15 protein-coding genes, 1 other RNA gene and 2 pseudogenes are annotated in these 18937 nt (G+C 72.7%); 6 read left to right on the forward strand and 12 right to left on the reverse strand.

All coding sequences use genetic code 11. The annotated features are described in order from the left end of the window. On the forward strand, positions 1-1443 hold the full coding sequence (locus ACWDX7_RS07135) for an RNB domain-containing ribonuclease (protein ID WP_451491126.1): 1443 nt from the start codon (positions 1-3) through the stop codon (positions 1441-1443). A gap of 61 nt (positions 1444-1504) precedes the next feature. After that, positions 1505-1906: RNase P RNA component class A (gene rnpB / locus ACWDX7_RS07140), an RNA gene on the forward strand. A gap of 62 nt (positions 1907-1968) precedes the next feature. Here rnpB and ACWDX7_RS07145 read toward each other — a convergent pair. The 5 genes and pseudogenes from ACWDX7_RS07145 to ACWDX7_RS07165 all read right to left on the reverse strand — a co-directional run bounded on the left by ACWDX7_RS07145 (position 1969) and on the right by ACWDX7_RS07165 (position 6622). After that, on the reverse strand, positions 1969-3501 hold the full coding sequence (locus ACWDX7_RS07145) for a bifunctional RNase H/acid phosphatase (protein WP_451491125.1): 1533 nt from the start codon (positions 3499-3501) through the stop codon (positions 1969-1971). Beyond that, complete coding sequence (locus ACWDX7_RS07150) at positions 3501-4244, reverse strand: zinc ribbon domain-containing protein (protein WP_451491202.1); 744 nt, start codon at positions 4242-4244, stop codon at positions 3501-3503. The genes ACWDX7_RS07145 and ACWDX7_RS07150 overlap by 1 nt, the downstream gene beginning before the upstream one ends. Beyond that, positions 4241-5098 (reverse strand): Nif3-like dinuclear metal center hexameric protein, encoded by an 858-nt coding sequence (locus tag ACWDX7_RS07155; protein ID WP_451491124.1) that lies wholly within the window; start codon positions 5096-5098, stop codon positions 4241-4243. The genes ACWDX7_RS07150 and ACWDX7_RS07155 overlap by 4 nt, the downstream gene beginning before the upstream one ends. 290 nt (positions 5099-5388) lie before the next feature. After that, positions 5389-6487: pseudogene (locus ACWDX7_RS07160) on the reverse strand (IS701 family transposase); the annotation flags it as partial. Between the two features lie 3 nt (positions 6488-6490). Further along, on the reverse strand, positions 6491-6622 hold the full coding sequence (locus tag ACWDX7_RS07165) for a hypothetical protein (RefSeq protein ID WP_451491123.1): 132 nt from the start codon (positions 6620-6622) through the stop codon (positions 6491-6493). Positions 6623-6722: 100 nt separating this feature from the next. Between ACWDX7_RS07165 and ACWDX7_RS07170 the strand changes: the two genes are divergently transcribed. Together ACWDX7_RS07170 and ACWDX7_RS07175 are read left to right on the forward strand one after the other, a co-directional pair. Beyond that, positions 6723-7871 (forward strand): hypothetical protein, encoded by a 1149-nt coding sequence (locus ACWDX7_RS07170; protein ID WP_451491122.1) that lies wholly within the window; start codon positions 6723-6725, stop codon positions 7869-7871. 67 nt (positions 7872-7938) lie between these two features. Continuing rightward, positions 7939-9672, forward strand: a complete 1734-nt coding sequence (locus tag ACWDX7_RS07175; protein ID WP_451491121.1) for a glycosyltransferase — start codon at positions 7939-7941, stop codon at positions 9670-9672. A 46-nt stretch (positions 9673-9718) separates the two neighbouring features. On the opposite strand, the pseudogene ACWDX7_RS07180 reads toward ACWDX7_RS07175, so the two are convergent. Beyond that, positions 9719-9894, reverse strand: a pseudogene (locus ACWDX7_RS07180) (IS630 family transposase); the annotation flags it as partial. 204 nt (positions 9895-10098) lie between these two features. Between ACWDX7_RS07180 and ACWDX7_RS07185 the strand changes: the two are divergent. Continuing rightward, complete coding sequence (locus ACWDX7_RS07185; protein WP_451491120.1) at positions 10099-11205, forward strand: hypothetical protein; 1107 nt, start codon at positions 10099-10101, stop codon at positions 11203-11205. A gap of 69 nt (positions 11206-11274) precedes the next feature. Here the strand turns inward: ACWDX7_RS07185 and ACWDX7_RS07190 are convergent, their stop codons facing one another. From ACWDX7_RS07190 to ACWDX7_RS07200, 3 genes are read right to left on the reverse strand one after another with little or no spacing between them, the layout of a single operon-like run. Further along, positions 11275-12216, reverse strand: a complete 942-nt coding sequence (locus tag ACWDX7_RS07190; RefSeq protein WP_451491119.1) for a 3-oxoacyl-ACP reductase — start codon at positions 12214-12216, stop codon at positions 11275-11277. A 15-nt stretch (positions 12217-12231) separates the two neighbouring features. Beyond that, positions 12232-13308, reverse strand: coding sequence for a Zn-dependent alcohol dehydrogenase (locus ACWDX7_RS07195; RefSeq protein WP_451491118.1), 1077 nt, complete (start codon positions 13306-13308; stop codon positions 12232-12234). A gap of 31 nt (positions 13309-13339) precedes the next feature. After that, the gene (locus tag ACWDX7_RS07200; protein WP_451491117.1) at positions 13340-14194 is read right to left on the reverse strand and encodes a MaoC/PaaZ C-terminal domain-containing protein; all 855 of its coding nucleotides are present in this window, start codon (positions 14192-14194) and stop codon (positions 13340-13342) included. Between the two features lie 303 nt (positions 14195-14497). Between ACWDX7_RS07200 and ACWDX7_RS07205 the strand changes: the two genes are divergently transcribed. Then, complete coding sequence (locus ACWDX7_RS07205) at positions 14498-14854, forward strand: DNA-binding response regulator (RefSeq protein ID WP_451491201.1); 357 nt, start codon at positions 14498-14500, stop codon at positions 14852-14854. A 39-nt stretch (positions 14855-14893) separates the two neighbouring features. Here ACWDX7_RS07205 and ACWDX7_RS07210 read toward each other — a convergent pair whose 3' ends face one another. From ACWDX7_RS07210 to ACWDX7_RS07220, 3 genes are all read right to left on the reverse strand, one after another. Continuing rightward, the gene (locus ACWDX7_RS07210) at positions 14894-16084 is read right to left on the reverse strand and encodes a lipid-transfer protein (protein ID WP_451491116.1); all 1191 of its coding nucleotides are present in this window, start codon (positions 16082-16084) and stop codon (positions 14894-14896) included. A 12-nt stretch (positions 16085-16096) separates the two neighbouring features. After that, entirely contained in the window at positions 16097-18229 is a 2133-nt protein-coding gene (locus tag ACWDX7_RS07215) for an acyl-CoA dehydrogenase (protein ID WP_451491115.1), read from the reverse strand. A gap of 78 nt (positions 18230-18307) precedes the next feature. After that, entirely contained in the window at positions 18308-18907 is a 600-nt protein-coding gene (locus ACWDX7_RS07220) for a helix-turn-helix domain-containing protein (RefSeq protein ID WP_451491114.1), read from the reverse strand. Positions 18908-18937 lie beyond the last annotated feature (30 nt).

Here is an 18937-nt window from a genome sequence, read left to right on the forward strand (position 1 = left end):
ATGCCACGCCGTCCTATGCACATGACCGGCGCAGACGGGGCTGCCCTGCGGGCCGCGCTGCGCGACCTGCGGGCCAGGCTGGACGTGCCGCGGGAGTTCCCTGCCGAGGTGATCGCCGAGGCGGAGCGGGCGGCCCGGGCGCCGCGCCTTCCCGACGCCGACGCCACCGACATCCCCTTCTTCACCATCGACCCGCCGACCTCCGTCGACCTGGACCAGGCCATGCACCTGGCGAAACGGGACGGCGGCGGCTACCGCGTCCACTACGCCATCGCCGACGTCGCCGCCTTCGTCACCCCCGGCGGCCCACTGGACGCGGAGGCCCACCGCCGGGTCACCACCCTGTACTTCCCCGACGGGAAGGTCCCGCTGCATCCGGCCGTGCTCTCGGAGGGCGCGGGGAGTCTGCTGCCCGGCCAGACCTGCCCGGCGCTGCTGTGGCGGCTCGACCTGGACCCCGACGGCCGGGTCGAGTCCACGGAGGTCCGGCGGGCCCTCGTCCGCAGCCGGGCCCGGTTCGACTACGAGGGCGCCCAGCGGGCCATCGACACCGGAACGGCGGCGGAGTCCCTCGCCCTCCTCCGGGACATCGGCCGGCTCCGCGAGGCCCTGGAGCAGGAGCGCGGCGGCATCTCGCTGAACGTGCCCGAGCAGGAGATCGTCGCCCGCGACGGCACGTACGACCTGGCCTACCGCGCCCCCCTGCCGGCGGAGGGCTGGAACGCGCAGATCTCCCTGCTGACCGGCATGGCGGCGGCCGAGCTGATGCTCGCCGCCGGGACCGGCATCCTGCGCACCCTGCCGACCGCCCCCGACGGCGCGGTCGGCAAACTCCGGCGGACGGCGACGGCCCTGGGGAGCGACTGGCCGCACCACGTCCCGTACGCCGGACTCGTGCGCTCCCTCGACCCGCGCCACCCCGCCCACGCGGCCTTCCTCCAGGAGTGCACGGCCCTGCTGCGCGGCGCCGGTTACACCGCCTTCACCGGCGGCGAGAGCCCGGACCCGGCGATCCACGCCGCGGTGGCGGCCCCGTACGCCCACTGCACCGCGCCGCTGCGCCGCCTGGTCGACCGGTACACCGGCGAGCTGTGCCTGGCGGCGGTGGCCGGGGCGGAGCCGCCGGGGTGGGTGACCTCCGCGCTGGCCGCGCTCCCGGCGGAGATGGCGGCGGGCACCCGGGTGGCCAACACGGCCGAGCGCGAGTGCGTGGACCTGATCGAGGCCGCCGTGCTGCAGGACCGCGTCGGGGAGACCTTCGAGGCCACGGTGATCGACGTCAAGGACCGGGAGCCGCTGGTCGGGACGGTGCACCTGGCGGACCCGGCGGTGGTCGGCCGCGTCGAGTCCGCCGCTCGGGAGCTGCCGTTGGGCGAGCGCGTACGGGTCCGGCTGGCGCAGGCCGATCCCGGCACGGCGAAGATCCTCTTCGCCCTCGCCTGAGCACCGCGCCGTCAAGGTCAAACGCGGCCGTCCCCCCGGGTAACATGGCGACCACGGCAGACGAGTCGGCCGGGCGGCCGCGTCGGGATCTTCGGACCCCGCCGAGGAACGTCCGGGCTCCACAGAGCAGGGTGGTGGGTAACGCCCACCCGGGGTGACCCGCGGGACAGTGCCACAGAAAACAGACCGCCGGGGGCTTCGGCCCTCGGTAAGGGTGAAACGGTGGTGTAAGAGACCACCAGCGCCTGGGGTGACCCAGGCGGCTAGGTAAACCCCACCCGGAGCAAGGTCAAGAGGATCCGTTTTCGGACGGGTCTGCGCGGACGCTTGAGGGCTGCTCGCCCGAGTTCGCGGGTAGACCGCACGAGGCCGGTGGCAACACCGGTCCTAGATGGATGGCCGTCTCCCCGGCGACCGTGAGGTCACCGGGTGACAGAACCCGGCGTACAGGCCGGCTCGTCTGCCCCTCCCACTCCCGTTCGGGGTACCGCGCGAAGCGGGCCCGTCGCCGGGCCCGCCGCGCCGCTACCGCAGGTGCGAGGTGTCGTTCAGGAGGCGCAGCGAGGCGTTGCCGTCCGCGTAGTAGGCCACTTCCGAGAGCGAGGCGGCCGAGAGTTCCATGCGGAACAGCGACTCCGGCGGGGCGCCCAGGGCGAGGCGAACCAGGATCTTGACCGGGGTCACGTGCGTGACGAGCAGGGCCGTGCGGCCCGCGTGGGCGGCCAGGAGCCGGTCGCGGGTGGCCGAGATGCGGCGGGTGGCGGCCATGAAGCTCTCGCCGCCGCCGGTGGGTGCCGCCCTCGGGGAGTCCAGCCAGGCCTGGAGGTCGTCGGGGAAGCGTTCGCGCACCTCGGCGAAGGTCAGGCCCTCCCAGGCACCGAAGTCCACCTCGCGCAGGCCTTCTTCGACGGTCACGTCGAGGCCGAGGCGGTCGGCGACGGCCTGGGCGGTCTCGCGGCAGCGGCGCAGCGGGGAGCTGATGATCGTCTGGACGGTGCCGTGTGCGGCCAGCGCCTCGGCGACGGCCGACGCCTGGCGGCGGCCGACCGGGGACAGCTCGGGGTCGGTGCCGCCACTGCCGGAGAAACGCTTCTGCGGGGTGAGGGCCGTCTCGCCGTGCCGCAGCAGCACGAAGGTGGCGGGCGTCCCCATATCGGGCCCCCACCCCGGCCCGCTACCGCCCGCGGCGGTACCGCTCCGCGCGTTCCCGGCCAAGGCCGGGCCCGTGCTCGTCGGATCCTGCCCGCCGGCGCCGGTCCCCGCCGGAACGGTCGCGCTCGGCATGGTGGAGGCGGGGGCCGTCCCCGCCGAAGCCGTGCCCGCCAGGGCCTGACCGCCGGCGCCGGTCCCCGCCGGAGCGGTGCCGCTCGGCTCGGCCGGGGTGGTGCCCGCCGGGGCCTGACCCGTCGGCGCGGTGGCCGGCGTTGCCGCCCGCGGCGTGGCCGGGGCGGTGTCCGGGCGGAGGGCTTCCGGGGCCGGGAACAAGGCTGGCGGCTCGTCGGCCCGGGCGCTGCGGCCGGCGGCGAGGGCGGCTCGCACCGCCGCCGCTCCGGCCGCCGCGTCCCCCGGCGGACCCGCCGGGACGGCCACGGCGCGGGCGGCCCCGTGGTCCAGCGCGGCCGTGGAGTTCGCCGGCTCCCACGGCCGGCCGCGCCTGCCCGCGTCCATCGCCTCGTTGGCGAGCCGGTCCGCGTGCTTGTTCCGCTCGCGCGGGATCCACTCGTACGTCACCTGCGCGCGCGGCAGGATCGTGGCGGCCTCGGCCGCGAGCGGCTTCATGTCGGGGTGCTTGATCTTCCACCGCCCGGACATCTGCTCGACGACGAGCTTGGAGTCCATCCGGACCAGGACGACCGCGTCGGGGGCGAGTTCGCGGGCGGCCTTGAGCCCGGCGATCAGGCCCCGGTACTCCGCCACGTTGTTCGTCGCGACGCCGAGGTACTCCGCGCGTTCCGCCAGCGTCTCGCCCGTCACCGGGTCGAGGATGACCGCGCCGTAGCCGGCGGGCCCCGGGTTGCCCCGGGAGCCGCCGTCCGCCTCCACGACAAACCGCGGCATCAGATGCCCGAGTCGGCCGTACGGACCAGGATGCGGCCGCAGCTGTCGTGACGTACGACCTGGTTGCGCGGGGCGGCCTTGATCTCGTTCACGTCCGCCATGTCGAGCTCCAGCCGGCAGCCCTCGCAGCGGCGCTGGTAGAGGCGCGCGGCGCCGACGCCGCCCTGCTTGACGCGGATCTTCTCGTACAGCGCCATCAGGTCGGCCGGCATGGACGCGACGATGATCTCGCGGTCCTTGGTGATCTTGGCGACCTCGGCGTCGATCTCGGCGGTGGCCGCGTCGCGGCGTGCGATGGCGTCCGCCGCCTTGGCCTCCAGGCCGGAGACCCGCTCGGTCAGCTCGGCGACCCGCGCCTGCGCCGCCTCCAGGCGCTCCATGACCTCCAGGACCACGTCCTCCAGGTCTCCCTGGCGCTTGGCGAGGGAGACGACCTCGTTCTGCAAGTTCGCGAGGTCGCGGGCGGAGACGCCGACGCCGGAGTCCAGCCGCTGCTGGTCGCGGGCCGCGCGCTGGCGCACCAGGTCGACGTCCTGCTCGGCCTTGGTCTGCTCGCGGGCCGCGTCGCTCGCCTGGGTCTGCGCGGCGACGAGCAGGTCGCGCTGCTGCGTCAGATCCTTGGTCAGGGAGTCGACCTCGGCGTGCTCGGGCAGCGACTTGCGCTTGTGGGCGAGCTGAGACAGCCGGACGTCCAGGTCTTGGATGTCGAGAAGTCGGATCTGGTCGGCGGGCTCGGCGTTCAGTTGGGGGCTCCAGAGATAGAAGGGGGTGTCACGGACGGCGCGTGCGCCGTCCAAGGGTCGGTGACCGTGCGCGAGACGTGGGTACGCAGACCCCAGCCCCGGCGCTCGGAGATCGCGTCGAGCTGTGCGGCGGCCTGCTCGCACCAGGGCCACTCGGTCGCCCAGTGCGCGGCGTCGACGAGGGCGAGCGGGCTCTGCTCGCGGGCCTCGGAGACCGGGTGGTGGCGCAGGTCGGCGGTGAGGAAGGCGTCCACGCCGGCGGCCCTGACCTCGGCGAAGAGGCTGTCGCCGGAGCCGCCGCTGACGGCGACGGTGCGGATGAGCGCGTCGGGGTCGCCCGCCACGCGGATGCCCTGGGCGGTCTGCGGCAGCCGCGCCGCGGCGCGGCCGGCGAACTCGCGCAGGGTTTCGGGGTGGTCCAGTTCGCAGATCCGGCCGAGGCCGCGGCGGCCCGCCGGGTCGCTCGGGTCGGGCACGAGCGGGCCGGTGATCCGCAGGTCCAGGGCGCCGGCGAGGGCGTCGGACACCCCGGGGTCGGCGGTGTCGGCGTTGGTGTGGGCGACGTGCAGCGCGATGTCGTTCTTGATCAGCGTGTGCACGACGCGGCCCTTGGAGGTGCCGGCTTCGACGGTGGTGGTGCCGCGCAGGTAGAGCGGGTGGTGGGTGACGATCAGGTCGGCGCCCAGCCGCAGGGCCTCGTCGGCGATCTCCTGTACGGGGTCCACGGCGAACAGCACGCGGGAGACCTCGGCTTCGGGGTCGCCGCAGACGGTTCCGACGGCATCCCACTGCTCGGCCCGCGCGGGCGGCCAGAGAGCGTCCAGCTCGGCGATGACTTCAGAGAGACGGGGCACAGCCCAAGGCTACCGTCCAGGGCGACCGTCCCGGTCAGGACCGGCTTACGGGCGCCAGGGCGGCCCGGCGAGGGCTGCGGCGGCGTGGGCGGCCGGGGGCGGGGGCGGCCTGGTGAGGCACGCCGTCGTACTGCAACGGTCTTTGGTCTGACAGGTCGGCGGCTTCTGGTGGTGTGTGGCCGCGTCGTTTGTAGTGGCTGGTGCGGGCTTGGTGTCGTCGTTGGCGGCGCCAGGGGGACCTGTGCAAGACGTGGCTGAGGGGGCTGGTCGGGGGTGGGTGAGGCGGGTGCTCAGGCGTCGGAGTTCAGGGAGGGGGAGGGGGATGAGCTGGGAGGATCCGTTTCCGCTTTCCCGGTACCCGACTCGCGGGCCTTCAGGATGGAGAGGCAGGCGTGCGCGGCCAGGGCGAGGGTGATGGGGCGGTGCCATCCGGGGTAGCGGCGGACCTGGTAGTCGCCCAGGCCGCACTCCTGCTTCGCGCTCTGGAAGCATTCCTCGATCGCCCAGCGGCTGCCCGCGACGCGGACGAGTTCGTCGAGGGTGGTCTTGGCGGGGCAATAGGCGATGAAGTACGAGATCTGATCGGGCCGGCTGACGCTGCGGCGGGCGATCACCCAATGCCGGCGATCCTCGCGATGCCAGGGCCTGACCTCGACCCTCGACCCTCGACCCTCGACCCGTCGTAGACCCGCGGACCGTGGGCGCCGTTCCCGCAGGAACGACGTTTCCACTTCTGCCGGGCCAGCCCGTTGAACAGGTCGTGAACGGGGTGGTCCCTCGCCCAGCGGGAGACGACGGTGTCATGCCGGGTGGTCGCCATGACAGGGAAGACATCAGCCCTCTCCAGCTCGGTCCGCCAGCCCTTGGAGAAGCCGTAAGCGGCGTCCGCGGTCACCCACCGGAACGGAATGCTCTCCGCGATCACCCGGCGGACCATCGCCTTCGAGATCACTGCCTTCGTCTCGAAGGCGACCGTGTCCTCGATGCCCGCGGCCCGGCATCGTTCCCGGTCATCGGTCCATGACGTGGGGAGATACACGCGGCGGGCGATCAACGTGCGGCCGCGTGCACCGGCATAGGCGAGGAAGACACCGACCTGGCAGCTCTCCGTCCGGCCCGCTGTCCCCGAGTACTGCCGCTGGACCCCGGCGGAGCGGACGTCCTTCTTCAGGAACCCGGTGTCATCCATGATCAACACATCACCCGGGTCACCGAGATGTTCCACGACGTAGTCGCGGACGTCGTCGCGGACTTCATCAGCGTCCCAGTCGCACCGGTTCAGCAGCCGCTGCATGCGGTCGGTGCATGCGGTCGGTGCATGCGGTCGGGCGCCGCATGCCCTGCTTCCTCCGCGAGTGTCCCGCCGTGCTTCCGCCCCGGCGGAGCGATCCCTCAAACGCCGTTGCCGCCATGCGTAATGCCGCCGATCGGCACGTCGTCCTTCGGCTTCTTCGGCAGGGCACTGACCTGGTCGGGGAACTCGTTGGCCAGGCCCTGGTAGCTCTCGTCGGCCTCGGCTCCCACCTTCGGGCGGAGCCGGAAGTCGATCAGCGATCGCGGACCAGGTCGTCAGCGAAACGATGTGAGAACGTGGGTGAGTTGATCAGTCGTGAAGGAGAGCCGGATGAGCGGCCAGATGAAGCTTGCCGACGCCTACGACGCCGTGTATTCGGCGGCGTCGCGGATGATGTGGGTACAAGAGAACCGCCTGTGGCGCCTGGACAGCTTGGGGGGCGGCTGGCCAGAGGAGCGTCGGCAGGCGTGGCGGGAGCTGGAGGCGGCGCTGTGCGTCTCCGAGCAGGGACTTGCCCCGCGCGCGGGTGAACCTTCGGATCCGACACGTCATTTGGTCTCCCGGCGGGCCGCGGGCCCGGTAGACCGGCCGGTCACCTTTGCGGAGGCGGTCGCGGAGTGGAAGGCCCGGATGGCTGAGGACCCCGGTCCCTACGAGCCGCGGATGGAGCCGTATCCGGACGACTACCTGGTGCCGGGGCGGGCGGTGGTCGTCCCGGAGAACCACATGCTGGCGCTGACCGGCCCGCTCCGGGACTTGGCCTACCGGCTGGCGCCGGGGCGGCCTCCGGTGACGATCGCCGGGGACACGGCAGAGCTCAGCCGGATGGTGCACGAGGCCGCCGACGGACTGCGGGAGGCGCTGGGGGTGAATGTGCCCACTCGGCACCCAGCCGATGCGGTCACTGTGGCCCGAGTGTTCCACCGGCCGTCCGACGTGGACGATTTGCAGCTGCGGTACGAGGCACTGACCCGGGCGGCCTGGCACGCATCGGAGAACATGCCCACCCTGAAGGACATCCGGGAATCCGGGGACTTCTCGGTGCATCCTGATGCGTCGAACGCCGCTCGGGACCTTCAGGATCTTCTGGCCGGGAGGTCGGATGTGTTCTGGCGGGAGGACCACGAGCTGATCGACCCGCGCGTACACAAGGTCTCGGGGGTGGGTTGGCCCGAGGGCCGGCCGGTTCCCAAGTTGATCGCAGCCGAGGCCAACAGCTTCGGGCTGAGCGTGGCGGCGGGGTTGAAGCCAAGCGCTCCGCGCGCCGGCCAGCGCCGTTTCTATCGCGAGAAGGGAGAGCTGGAAAAAGTCGCCATCTCTGCCGTCCGAGCAGAAATCCTGGCGGAGATTCTGGACGAGTACGCCGCGAGGGTTCACCCGGGCGCGGAATCCGGCACCATGCACTTCTCCGCTTATGACCTGACGGAATTCATCACATCGGGAATCGGCCGCGAGTTGCGGGAAACCGTCGGCTTCTGACACGGGACACGTGATGGCTGAGGAATAGGGGGGACCGGTGTCAGAAGCGCGGTACAACATTCTCGTCGTGTCGGACAACAGCGGCAGAGGCGAGGGGGGTGTGGAGGTATTCAACCAGGAGCTGTCCGAGGCTCTCGCCCGCCGGCACAACGTCACGCTGTTCACGGCCAACCCTGACATGCCCCAGCATGAGGGCATCCAGAAGGTGGTGACGACACGCCCGCCCGTACTCGATCCCGGGCCGGGGGTGGAAGGCACACCGGAGGGAATGGAGCGGCGGGATTGGATCAAGCATCTCGCCGGCCAGGAACCGAGGCAGTACGGGCTGGAGGATCCGGCAAGCCGGCCGTACGACATCATCGTCGCGCACTCGCGTTTCTCCGGACCGGCCGCTGCCGAGCTGCGCGACAACTGGTATCGAGATGCGCGCGTCGTGCACTTCCTGCACACGAGCCCCGAACGACTCCCCTTTGTGAAGGGGTTCGCGCGCGAGAAGGCCGAATACAAGGCGGCCAGGGACTCATCGATCGAACGTGCCGCAATGGGGCGTGTGGACGTCGTGGCCGGAGTCGGTCCACTTCTGTCCGAAGTGAGCAGGGAGCTCTCCGCGCAGGGCGTGAACGTTCCGCATTCCCACGAGGTCATCCCGGGCACCAGGGTCCACGATCCGGTGCAGCACGATCCTGCGCCGGAGAGGCTGAACCTCTTGGTCATGGGGCGGGTCGATGACCCCCTCAAGGGCGTGGCGGACGCCGCGAAGGCAGTGAGGGCGCTGAACAGAGCCGGCACCTCCGTCCATCTCACCGTCCGTGGTGTCCCCGCGGAACGGATGCAGGCGGAGCTGGAGAATCTCGAGGAGCTCACCGGTGGAAACGTCACCGTCAAGCCCCGTACGAGCAGCGTGGACGAGCTCAACGAGGACATCAGAGGCTCTCACGCGGTGATCATGCCCTCGAAGCACGAGGGTTTCGGCATGGTGGCCCCCGAGGGGCTGGCTCACGGTGTTCCCGTACTGGTCAATGAGGAGAGCGGCGCCGCTCAGTTCCTCCAGGATCCCGGTCGGGTTCCGCCGGAGATCGGCGGACCGTGCGTGGTGGCCGAGCCGACCGACGGCACCAGCCGTGCAGAGGCCTGGGCAAAGGCGATCCGTCAACTGAGCCAGGACCTCCCGCAGCGCCAGGCCGGCGCGCTGCACCTGCGGGAGACCCTGCAGGAGTACACCTGGGACCACGCTGCGGGCGCCACGGTCGAGGCGGCGATGAGCCAGACGCCGTTGCCGCGGCGGGACCCCAGGTCACTGCTCACGGCGCAGGAACGGGACGCGGCCCGCACGGTCCAAGGGCCGAACGGGCAGTTGCTCAGACCCGAGGCGCCGGAACGGACGCAACAGACGCCGGAGCAACCGGTGCCCGAGATCGGTGCGCAGCGGGACGCGCCGGGGCAGGACATTCCGGCGCCCGAAAAACCGGTGCCGGCGTGGCAGGCGGGCTTCACGCAGAGCCAGTCCGGGGCCGGGGGCCCCCGCGCTACCGCCCGTCCGGAGAGCTCGGCGCCAGTCTGGCAGGCGGGCTTCACCCAGAACCAGCCCGAGGCCGGGAACTCCCGCGCTACCGCCCGTCCGGAGAGCTCGGCGCCAGTCTGGCAGGCGGGCTTCACCCAGAACCAGCCCGGCGCCGGGAGTCGGCCCGGTACCGCTTCCCCGGGGCGCAGTGCGGGAGAGAGCGATCCGGGACGGTCCGGGACCGGGCACCAGCCGCCACCCAATCTGCCGGGTCCCCGTGGCGGCGGAATCGAAGTATGACGTGACGGCCGGGGCGGACATGCCGGTTAATGACTTCCGTCCGCGGGGGTGAGGCGGGGGCGTGGAGGGTCAGGCCGGTGCCCGCCGTGAAGCTGTCGAGGGTGTCGGGCCGGTACTGGAGGCGCTTGAACCGGTTGCGGACGAGGGCTTCGAGCGGTCGAGGGCCAGGCTTCGTTTGACGTGCGCCCACACGCCTCGACCGGGTTCGGGCGGTAGTGCGGGGTGAGGAGCGCGTCCGGCTCCTCGAAGTCGAACACGTCTTTCGCCGTGTCGAACTTCGCGGCGACCTGGGGCGTCGCACAGCACAATCGTCCCGCCCACCAGGGACGAACCGCTGCGCGGCCACCCTTATGTGTGAAGCGGGCTGGGACGTGTTGTCCGGCAGGAAGTGCGAAAACTAGCTTCCTCACCGGAGGTGACGCACGGATGACTGTCTGTGCCATCGAAACGACGACGACGGCCCCGTTCACCATCGCCGCGGACGGGTCGTATGCCGCCCGGCTCGCCGGTGACGGTGACGCGCTCTACCCGGAGCGGTGGACCCTGTCCGGCCCGGAGCCGTACGCGGTGCCCCTGCCGCTCGCGCAGCCGGAGGAAGCCGAAAGCGAGGTGTCGCCGCTGGCCGACGGGCGGGTGCTGATCCACCGGCGGGTGGCGGAGCGGCACGCCTTCGCGCTGCTGTATCCGACGGGCGCCGCGGCGGGGCCCCGCACGGGTGAGCTCCAGCTGGGCGCGATCGCGTCCGCCGAGGGCGTACGGGTCCTCCTGCTGCCTCCCGCTCCAGACGGACGCAGCGCCTTCGCCCTGGCCGCGGCGGACAGCGTGACCACGCTCTGGCAGGTCGCCGGGAGCACCGGCGGCCCGCGCCCGGTGGCCCGTATCCCGGGCCGGTGCTCCGGTGGCGTCTGGCTGGACCGGACGGGCCGGCTGCTGTCCCTGGACCGCGAGCTGGACGGCATCACCAAGGCCGTCGCCGTGGACCTGAGCCGCGGCGGTGAGGTGTCGCCGCTGCTCCAGATCACGGAGCGGAGCGACGACCGGCTCCTGCTGGCCGATCCGGACAGCGGGCTGCTGCTGATCGGCTCCGACGCGCCGGGCGCGCCGCGCCTCGGCTGGGGGGTGCTGGGCAGCTCCCGGCCGGTCCGCTTCCCGGAGTGCCTGCGGGAGGCGGGCCGGGGCGGAGCCGTGGCCGTGCCCTTCGCCGTCCAGCCGGGCCAGGCGCTGATGCCGGAGACCTGCGGGGTCGCGCTGCGGCTGCCGGAGGGCGGCATCGGCCTGTGGCGCCCCGCCGACCGGCACGTCTTCCGGTTCGGCGCCCCGCTCGGCTGGCTCGGCGGTGCGGGGCTGTGGAGCGCCGAGGGGCGGCTGCGCCTCCCGTACGCGACCCCCGAAGTGCCGTGCGGGGTCCTCGGGCTGGCCTTGCCGGCGGTGCCGGCGCCGACGGTCCGCCTGGACCCGCAGCCGGTCTGCCCGGCCCCCGCACCGGTGGCCGCGCCGCGCCCGGTGCCGTTGCAGCAGGCTCCGCTGCGGTGACACCGGGGACGGGGGCACGGGGCAGCCCCCGCCGGCCCGTCGGCCCATGACCGGAAGCCCGTCAGCCCGTCAGCCGTGCCGCAGGCCCAGGACCTCCACCGCGGCGAAGGTCTCCTGCGCCGGGCGGGAGTCGTAGTGCGCGGTCAGGGCCTCCTCCAGCTCCTCGTAGGTGAAGGCCTCCTTGCCGGTGTCGAACTTCGCCGCGACCCTGGGGCGTTCCATCACGGCCACCATCCCGCCGTGCACGACGAACAGCTGTCCGTTGACCTTGGCCGCGGCGGGCGAGGCCAGATAGCCGACGAGCGGCGAGACGTGTTCGGGGGCGAGGGGGTCCAGCTCGCCCTCCTGGGGGACCTGGAAGCCGGCGAACACGTCCTCGGTCATCCGGGTGCGGGCCCGCGGGCAGATGGCGTTGGCCGTCACCCCGTATTTCGCCAGGGCCAGGGCGGTCGAGGTCGTCAGTCCGACGATGCCGCCCTTGGCCGCCGCGTAGTTCGGCTGGCCCGCGGAACCGCCGAGGAAGGCCTCGGAGGAAGTGTTGACGATCCGCCCGTAGACCGGGCCGCCCGCCGCCTTCGACCGCTCCCGCCAGTGGACGGAAGCGAAATGAGTGGTGTTGAAGTGCCCCTTGAGATGGACCCGGATGACCGAGTCCCACTCGGTCTCCGACATCGAGAAGATCATCCGGTCACGCAGGATGCCCGCGTTGTTGACCAGTACGTCGAGCTTGCCGAAGCTGTTCACCGCCAGCTCGACCAGCTCCCGCGCCTGTTCGAAGTCGGCCACGTCGCCCAGGTGCGCCACCGCCTGCCCGCCCTCGGCGCGGATCTCCGCGGCCACCTCCTCCGCCGGGGTGGCCGATGCCTCCCCCGAGCCGTCCCGGCCGCTCTGCCCGAAGTCGTTGACCACCACGCTCGCGCCGAGCCGTGCCAGTTCGAGCGCCTCGGCCCGGCCCAGGCCACGGCCGGCGCCCGTGACGATGGCGGAGAGTCCCTGAAGTGGGGTCGACATCTGCGTCCATTCCTCTCAGAGTTCGATGCAGGTGCGCAGGGCCGTACCCGTGCGCATCTGGTCGAGGGCGTCGTTGATCTCGGCGAGCCGCACCCGGTGCGTGATCAGGCCCGCCAGGTCCACCCGCCCGGCCCGCCACAGGGCGATGGTGCGCTCGTAGGACCGGAGCACGTCCCCGCCCCCGTACATCGACGGCAGGATCCGCTTCTCGTCGAAGAACAGCGAGAACATGTCGATCTGGAAGTGGTCGTCCATGGCGCCCGCGCCGACCACGCACACGGTGCCGCCGCGCCGGGTCATCCGGTAGGCGCTCTGCGCGGTGGCGGACTTGCCGACCACTTCGAAGACGTAGTCGAAGCCCTCGCCGCCGGTGATCCGGTTCTTGGCGTCCTCGAAGGCTTCCGGTGCGACCGCCTCACTGGCCCCGAAACGCAGCGCGGCCTCGCGCCGTGGCTCCACCGGGTCGACGGCGACGATCTGCGCCGCGCCCTGGACCTTGGCGCCCTGGATGACGGATATGCCGACGCCGCCGCAGCCGATGACGGCGACCGAGGACCCGGCCTCCACCCTGGCCGTGTTGACGGCCGCGCCGAGGCCGGTGGTGACCCCGCAGCCGATGAGCGCGGCGATGTCGAAGGGCACGTCGTCGGGGATCGGGACCGCGCACGCGGCGTCGACCACGACCTCCTCGGCGAAGGTGCCGGTCCCCGCGAAGCCGAAGACGTCACCGCCCGCGCGGCGGAAGTTGGGGGTGCCCGCGTTCGCGAGGCTCGCGAGGCACAGGTGGCCCTGGCCGCGCTTGCAGGCGGGACAGTGGCCGCAGGGCGGCAGCCAGCAGACGAGGACCCGGTCGCCCTGCCGGTGGGTGGTGACCCCGTCGCCGATGTCGGCGATCACTCCGGAGCCCTCGTGGCCGGGGACGAAGGGGGCGGGCTGCGGCAGGATGCCGCTCATCGCGGACAGGTCGGAGTGGCACAGGCCGGTGGCCTTGATGCGGATCCTCACCTTGCCGGGGCCGAGGCCCACGGCCTCCATGTCCTCCACGACCTCCAGCTTGTCCTGGCCGATCTCGCTCTGCAGTGCTGCGCGCACGGTGCGGCTCCTTCTACAGGTCTGAACGGGGCTAGGCGTGTTCGACGGTGGTGTCGGCGAGGACCGGCGCGTCGTCCCGTTCGACGGCGGTCACCGACACCAGGACGCGGCCGGGCTCCTGCCACATCCGGATGCGCAGCGTCTCGCCCGGGAAGACGATCCCGGCGAAGCGCGTGCGGTAGGCGCGGACCCGGGAGACGTCCCCGCCGAGGGCCGTGTCCACGACGGCTTTGAGCGTCATCCCGTACGAGCACAGGCCGTGCAGGATCGGCCGGTCGAAGCCGGCCAGCTTGGCGAACTCGGGGTCGGCGTGGAGGGGGTTCCAGTCTCCCGAGAGGCGGTAGAGCAGCGCCTGTTCCTCGCGGATCGGCCGCTCCTCGGTGCGGTCGGGGGCCCGCTGCGGGAGCTGCGCGGTGGCGGAGGGGCCGCGTTCGCCGCCGAAACCGCCCTCGCCCCGTACGAAGATCTGCGCGTCGCTGGTCCACAGCGGCCCGTCCGCGTCCGCGACCTCGGAGCGCAGCACGATCACGGCCGCCTTCCCCTTGTCGTAGACGGCGGCGACCTTGGAGCGGGCGGTGGCGCGGCCCGTGACGGGGATGGGCCGGTGCAGCTCGATGGACTGGCCGCCGTGCAGGACGGCGGCGAGGTCGACCTCGATGCCGGGGGCGGCGAGGCCGCCCATCATGGCCATGCCGGCGCCCGCGACGGTCGCGAAGCTGGGCAGGACGTGGAGCCTGGACTCCAGGAGGTAGCGCAGCTCGTCGGGGTCGGTGGCGGGGGTACCCGCGCCGACGCCGAGGTGGTAGAGCTGGATGTCCTTGTGGTCCCAGGCGATGTCCCCCTGGCGGGGGGCTGCGGCGAGGGCCTTGGCGGCATCGATCGGCATGAGGATGCTGCTCCTTGTTCCGTGGAAGACCTCGGTGCGGCCGTCCGCACCGTCGGTCGCACCGAGGTCGTATGCGGGACCGGCTCCGCGAGGCGTTCTGGAACCATTCCAGAACGGTTCCGGAACGGGTGCCAGAGCGGGCTCCAGAGCGGGTTCTAGAACGGGTTCTAGGAACCGGTGAGGGCATGTATAGCCCACGGCCCTCCACTTGGGAAGACCGCTGACTCTACGTCAGATCCGGTCGGGCCAGGCGCGTACCGTGCCGAATGCCGGGCCGGGGTCTACCGTTTCCCCGTGGACGAAATGCCCGTGTACCACCGCCCGGCCCGGTCCCTGCGGGTCCTGCTGGTCCCGCCCGATCCGGCGCTGGCCCTGCGGCTCGGCCTCCAGCCGGACATCGAGGTGGTGGCATCGCCCCTGTTCAGGCCGGCGGTGGCGCTGGTCGAGGAGGTCCCCTCGGTGGCGGAGGTACTGGCGGACGATCCGGAGTGCCGGGTGCTGGTCATGACCGGGTCGGCGCACCCGGGCCTGCTGGCGGCGGCCCTCGCGGCGGGCGCGGCGGGGCTGGTCCTGCGGGACGGCCCGATCGATGATCTGGCCGACTCCCTGCGCCGCGCCTCCCGGGGGGAAACGGTGATCGACCCCGCGCTGTCCCGCTGACCGCTGCCCGGGGCTCCGGGGGGCCTCGGCGGCGGGCCGTTACCGGCGCAGCAGCGTGACGACCGCCGCGCCGCCCAGGCCGATGTTGTGGGCCAGCCCGACCCGCACGCCGGCCACCTGCCGGGCGCCCGCCTCGCCCCGCAGCTGCCAGACCAGCTCGGCGGCCTGCGCCAGCCCCGTCGCTCCCAGCGGATGCCCCTTGGAGATGAGCCCGCCGGAGGGGTTCACCACCCACCGGCCCCCGTACGTCGTCGCCCCGCTCTCCACCAGCTTCCCGGAGGCGCCGTCCCCGCACATGCCGAGGGCCTCGTACGTGAGCAGTTCGTTGACGGAGAAGCAGTCGTGCAGCTCGACCACGTCCACGTCCTCGATGCCGAGCCCCGACGCCTCGTACGCCTTCCGCGCGGCCACCGCCGTCATCGGCTTGCCGACCACGTCGATGCAGGAGCCGGAGGCGAAGGACGCCTCCGTGTCCGTGGCCATCGCCTGGCCCACGATCTCCACCGCCTTCCCGTGGAGCCCGTGGCGCACCAGGAACCGCTCCGACACCACCAGGGCGGCCGCCGCCCCGTCGGAGGTCGGGGAGCACTGGAGCTTGGTCAGCGGGGCGTGGATGGTCTTGGCCGCGAGAATCTCCTCCACCGTGTACACGTCCCTGAACTGCGCGTTCGGATTGTTCGCCGAGTGGCGGTGGTTCTTGGCGCCGACCGCCGCCAGCTGCTCGGGCGTGGTCCCGTACCGCTCCATGTGCTCCCGCGCCGCGTTCCCGAAGATCTGCGCGGTGGGCGGGGACACCGCGAAACCGTGCCCGGCGGCCATGACCCCGTAGTGCCGGGCCACCGGCGAGGTCGCGAAGTCGGCGCCGCCGTCCGCCCCGCCGCCCAGCGCGCCCTTCTTCATCTTCTCGAAGCCGAGCGCCAGCACGCAGTCGCTGATCCCGCCCTCCACGAACTGCCGCGCCAGCATCAGCGCCGTCGAGCCGGTGGCGCAGTTGTTGTTGACGTTGTAGACGGGGACCCCGCTCAGCCCCAGTTCGTACGCGGCGCGCTGGCCGGCCGTGGAGGCCTGGAAGCAGTAGCCCACCGGCACCTGCTCGACCTGCCGGTAGTCCACCCCGGCGTCCGCCAGCGCCGCGCTCCCGGCCTCCTTCGCCATGTCCCAGTACTGCCAGTCCCGCGACTGCGGCTTCTCGAACCTCGTCATGCCGACGCCCACGACGTACGACTTCATGGCCTGTGGCTCCTAATCCCTGGGAAGGCCGAGGATCCGCTCGGCGACGACATTGAGCTGGACCTGCGTGGTGCCCCCGGCGATGGTCAGGCAGCGGGACATGAGCATCCCGTGTACGGCCCGCTCCCCCGCCCCCTCCCGGACCGCGCCCGCCGGGCCCAGCAGTTCGAGGGCGAGCTCGGCGACGCGCTGCTGGTGCGGTGTCTGGACGAGTTTGCGTACGGAGGCGCCCGCGCCCGGCTCCAGCCCGGACACCTGCTGGAGCGTGGTCCGCAGTCCGATGCAGGCCAGGGCGTGCGCCTCGGCGGCCAGTGCGCCGATCCGGACGCGCTGGACGTCGTCCAGTGCGGCCGAGCGCGCGAGGAGCGATTCCAGGCCGGTGTCGAAGGAGAGCTGGTCGGCCATGTGGACGCGCTCGTTGCCGAGCGTGTTGCGGGCCACCTTCCAGCCGCCGTCCGCCGCGCCGACCAGCGCGTCCGCCGGGAGCCGCACGTCATCGAGGTACACCTCGTTGAAGAGGGCCTCGCCGGTGATCTCCCGCAGCGGGCGGACCTCGATGCCGGGGGTGTTCCTCATGTCGACCACGAAGTAGCCGAGGCCCTGGTGCTTGGGCGCCTCGGGGTCGGTGCGGGCCAGCAGGATGCCGTAGTCGGCGCTGTGCGCGGAACTCGTCCACACCTTCTGTCCGTTGACCCTCCAGCCGCCGTCCCCGGTCGGCTCGGCCCTGGTCCGCAGCGAGGCCAGGTCGGAGCCCGCGCCCGGTTCCGAGAAGAGCTGGCACCAGGTCAGCTCGCCGCGCAGGGTGGGCAGGAGGTAGGCGGCGCGCTGCGCGGGGGTCCCGTAGGCGAGCAGGGAGGGCACGACCCAGGTGGCGATCCCGAGGTCGGCGATCTTGACTCCGGCCTCCCGCAGCTCCTGCTGGACGACGAGTTGCTCGACGGGCCCGGCGCCGAGCCCGTAGGGGGGCGGGAGGTGGGGGGCGGCGTAGCCGGTGGGGGCGAGGACCCGCCGGGCCTCTGCGGGGCCGAGGCCGCGCGCGGCCTCGATGGCGCGGCGCGCCTTCGCCCGGTACGACTCGGCCCCCGCCGGGAGCTCCAGGCGCAGTTCCCGCCGCGCACCGCCCGCCGCGAGCCGCACGGCCCGCAGGCGGTGTCCGTCACCCGGTCCGAGCAGCTGGCGGGCGACGAGCGCCCGCCGCAGGTAGAGGTGGGCGTCGTGCTCCCAGGTGAAGCCGATGCCGCCGAGGATCTGGATGCAGTCCTTGGCGCAGGAGTAGGCGGCGTCGAGCGCGGTCCCGGCGGCGAGGGCCGCGACCAGGGAGCGCACGTCGGCGGGCTCGTCCATCGCCTGCGCCGCGTCCCAGGCCAGCGCCCGGGCCTGTTCGAGGCGCACCAGCATGTCGGCGCACAGGTGCTTGACCGCCTGGAACCGCCCGATGGGCCGGCCGAACTGCTCGCGCACCTTGGCGTATTCGGCCGCCGTGTGCAGCGCCCAGGCGGCGGTGCCGCAGGCGTCGGCGGCGAACAGGGAGCATGCCGCGTCCCGCACGACGGCGGCGTCCACGTCCAGCAGCCGGTCTGCGGCGACGGCGATACCGCGCGCCCGCACCTCGGCGGTGGGCCGGGTCGGGTCGGCGCTCGCGTGCGTACGGATCTCCAGCGCGGCGGCGTCCACGGCGAACCAGCGGACGCCGTCCGGCGCCTCGGCGGCGAGCAGGACGAGATCGGCCTCGCCTGCGCCGAGCACGGGGGGCGCGAGGCCGTCGAGCAGGTACCCGCCGCCCTCGGCGGGGACGGCGCTCAGGGTGCCGGCGCCCAGCGCGACCGCGCCGACGCGCCCGTCGAGCGGGGCGGCTCTCGCCCGGCCGAGCAGCACGGAGGCCAGCGCACTCGGCAGGTACGCCCCGGGCAGCGCCCCCCGGGCGGCTTCCTCCACGACGACGGCGAGGTCGAGGAGGGTGCCGCCGTCCAGGTGCGGTTCCCGCAGCCCGGAGGCGCCGAGCGCGTCCCAGTAGGCGGGGCGGGTCCCGATCTGCGGCGGGCTGTCGAGCCGCTTGCGCACCTCCTCGGGCGGCGCGGCACGCGCCACCCAGCCCCGTACGGCTTCGGCCAACTCCCGCTGCTCGTGCGTGATTCCGATGCCCATGCGCGGCAGATTAGAACACGTTGCATTCTGACGGAAGGTCAGATGAAAGGTTGAATGAAAGGTCGGATGCGGGTCGGATCACGACCTGATCGCGGGCTTGGCGCGGACGTGCATGCGCTCCCCCTGCCTCCCGAAGAGGCTGAGGAGCTCGACGGGCCGCCCGTCCGCGCTGCTGAACCAGTGGGGCAGCCGGGTGTCGAACTCGGCCGCCTCGCCGGGCCCGAGGACCACATCGTGCTCGGCGAGGACGAGGCGCAGCCGGCCGTCCAGCACGTACAGCCACTCGTAGCCCTCATGTGTACGGGGCTCCGGCTCCCCCCGGTCCGAGATGATCATTTTGTACGCCTGGAGGGGCCCCTGACTGCGGGTCAGAGCGACGAACGTACCGCCGCTCGCCAGGGTCCCGGGTTTCAGCCGCACTCGCGGGTCCCCCACCTCGGGGGCTCCGACCAGGTCGTCCAGGGGCACCCCGTACGCACCGGCGAGTGGCAGCAGCAGCTCCAGGCTGGGACGGCGCTTCCCGCACTCCAGCCGGGAGAGGGTGCTCTTGGAGATGCCGGTCGCCTCGGAGAGTGCGGCCAAGGTGAGGCCGCGCCGGGCGCGCAGCCTTGCGAGCCGGGGCCCGACCTCATCGAGGACCGCGCGGTGGGGAGCTGGCGCCGGCGCTGGTGTGTCCATGCGGCCATTCCACTCCGCCGTCCCGGAAAC

Source organism: Streptomyces sp. NPDC003034, assembly GCF_053591375.1.

What these genes read in the sequence shown, in the direction of transcription:
- ACWDX7_RS07170 (WP_451491122.1), top strand. Translation starts at nt 6,723, where the DNA reads ATGAGCGGCCAGATGAAGCTTGCCGACGCCTACGACGCCGTGTATTCG.
- ACWDX7_RS07215 (WP_451491115.1), bottom strand. Translation starts at nt 18,229, where the DNA reads ATGGGCATCGGAATCACGCACGAGCAGCGGGAGTTGGCCGAAGCCGTA.
- ACWDX7_RS07200 (WP_451491117.1), bottom strand. Translation starts at nt 14,194, where the DNA reads ATGCCGATCGATGCCGCCAAGGCCCTCGCCGCAGCCCCCCGCCAGGGG.
- ACWDX7_RS07185 (WP_451491120.1), top strand. Translation starts at nt 10,099, where the DNA reads ATGACTGTCTGTGCCATCGAAACGACGACGACGGCCCCGTTCACCATC.
- ACWDX7_RS07145 (WP_451491125.1), bottom strand. Translation starts at nt 3,501, where the DNA reads ATGCCGCGGTTTGTCGTGGAGGCGGACGGCGGCTCCCGGGGCAACCCG.
- ACWDX7_RS07135 (WP_451491126.1), top strand. Translation starts at nt 1, where the DNA reads ATGCCACGCCGTCCTATGCACATGACCGGCGCAGACGGGGCTGCCCTG.
- ACWDX7_RS07205 (WP_451491201.1), top strand. Translation starts at nt 14,498, where the DNA reads ATGCCCGTGTACCACCGCCCGGCCCGGTCCCTGCGGGTCCTGCTGGTC.
- ACWDX7_RS07210 (WP_451491116.1), bottom strand. Translation starts at nt 16,084, where the DNA reads ATGAAGTCGTACGTCGTGGGCGTCGGCATGACGAGGTTCGAGAAGCCG.
- ACWDX7_RS07190 (WP_451491119.1), bottom strand. Translation starts at nt 12,216, where the DNA reads ATGTCGACCCCACTTCAGGGACTCTCCGCCATCGTCACGGGCGCCGGC.
- ACWDX7_RS07220 (WP_451491114.1), bottom strand. Translation starts at nt 18,907, where the DNA reads ATGGACACACCAGCGCCGGCGCCAGCTCCCCACCGCGCGGTCCTCGAT.